The organism is Streptomyces durbertensis (assembly GCF_014156695.1).
Taxonomy (GTDB): Bacteria; Actinomycetota; Actinomycetes; order Streptomycetales; family Streptomycetaceae; genus Streptomyces; species Streptomyces durbertensis.
In genome coordinates this window covers 1-1,868 of sequence record NZ_WMLF01000684.1, presented here as the reverse complement: position 1 = coordinate 1,868, position 1,868 = coordinate 1, and the positions used below count along the sequence as shown (strand labels likewise).

1 protein-coding gene and 1 pseudogene are annotated in these 1,868 nt (G+C 73.9%); both read left to right on the top strand.

Translation table 11 applies throughout. The features are described from left to right. Positions 1 to 184: 184 nt before the first annotated feature. On the top strand, positions 185 to 1,153 hold the full coding sequence (locus tag GL263_RS25900; protein ID WP_182858167.1) for a LysR family transcriptional regulator: 969 nt from the start codon (positions 185 to 187) through the stop codon (positions 1,151 to 1,153). A gap of 292 nt (positions 1,154 to 1,445) precedes the next feature. After that, positions 1,446 to 1,868 (top strand): annotated as a pseudogene (locus tag GL263_RS25895) (hypothetical protein); the annotation flags it as partial.

The following is a 1,868-nucleotide window of genomic DNA, read 5'->3' as shown; positions in this document are numbered from 1 at the left end:
GGCGCGGGGCGGCGGCGATCAGGGTGGAGCCGGTCATGGCGAGGAAGGGGGCAGGCGGCCGGGGGAGGATGCTGGTCGGCATGGGCACCAGCCTCGGCGCGACCCGCCCGTACCGTCCAACACCTGATCCGACCGATTCACGCGTTCCCGTTGTCAATCGCCGCTGGCCTGGCAGGATGGCCGGATGGCCCACGACCTCGACCCCCGACTGCTGCGCGCCTTCGTCGCGGTGGCCGAGGAGCTGCACTTCACCCGGGCCGCCGCTCGCCTGCACGTCGCCCAGCAGGCCCTCAGTCGCGACGTGAGACGGCTCGAACAGCGCCTGCGCGCCGACCTGTTCGTCCGCTCCACCCGGCACGTCACGCTCACCGCGGAAGGCGAGCGGCTGCTGCCGCACGTCCGCGCGGTGCTGGCGGCCCACGACGAGCTGAACGCCGCCGTCGACCGTACGGCCCGCCCGCTGGTCGTGGACGTGGCGGCGCCGGTCGCCACCGGCCACCGGATCCTGGAGGAGGCGCGCGAGCACGCCCCCGGCGTGGAGTTCGTCGCCCGCTTTGTCAGCGGACTCGCCGGCGCCGCCGAACAGCTCGCCGCCGGGCGGCTGGACGTCTCCTTCGGCCGTTTTGCCGGGCTGCCGCCGGCCCTGCGGCGCGGCCTGGACCACCGGCTGGTCCGGCTGGAACGACTGGCCGTCCTGCTGCCCGCCGACCACCCGCTGGCAGCCTCCCCGCGCGTCCCCCTGGCCGCGCTCGCCGGCGAGACCCTGTACGCGGGCGCCGGCAACGCGGAGACCGCAGAGTGGACGGACTACGCGCGTGCCCTCTTCGCGGGGCGGGGCATCCACGTGGCGCCGCCGTTCCCGAAGATCGAGGGCAAGGACGAGTTCGTCCGCGTGGTGCGTTCACGCGGCTGGGCGGTGCTGGCGAGCGAGGTGTTCGTGGAGGTGCCGGACATGGTGCTCAGGCCGCTTGCCGACCCCGTGCCGCTCTCCCCGGTCTCCGTCGTCTGGCGGCGCGGGCTGCGGCATCCGGGCCTGGACGCCCTGCTGCACAGGGCCGCCGCTCTGGGCGCCTCGGAAGGCTGGCTCGACGTCCCTCCGGGCGGCTGGCTGCCGGCCCCCGACCTGGAACTACTGGGCCCGCTTGTCCCCTGACCCGCGTCACCGGCCGCGGCGACCGGACCGCCCGCCCGGCGGGGTGACTCCGGCGACGGACACGTAAAGCTTTGCCCAAGTCTTGACCACGCGGGCATATCGGACAGTGGCGACGTGCCGTGCCACCTCGGTCCATGCCGTGTCGATTCGAGTGAACAGGTGAAATCCCGTTCGTCATCCTGCGGTAGATTCCTCCTCCGGACGGGTGACTCGGGGGGAACACGACGACAGCCTGTCCGGGCCATGTTGGAGCGCAACCGACCACCCGCGCTCGTTGCATGAGGAGCGCGAGATGAGTGGTCCACCGAAGTCCGCGGACGCGGCGACCGTGCGGATGGCGAAGGTCGAGAAACCGACCGTCGCCGTACCCGCCGTCGACGTGTCCTCCGCCGTGTCCGGTGCCGGCGAGGAGCCGGTCTTCGTCGACGGCAGCGGGCGGCGCCGCCGTACCCTGCGCCGGGTCGGCTGGGTGCTCGGTCTGGCCTGCGCCGGCTACGCCGTCGTCCTCGTCTTCAGCCTCGCCGGCGGCAACTCCCACGCGCCCTGGCTGCCGCTGACCGGCCCGCAGGAGGGCGAGTCGGCGGACGGCGTGCGCACCGAGGCCGAGCCGGAGAAGTCTCCCGAGGAGACCGCCTCCGGCCCGCCCGAGCCGACAGCCGGACCCGACATCCCCATACCCGCCGCCGAACCGGCACCCGTACGCACCCCCTCGGCC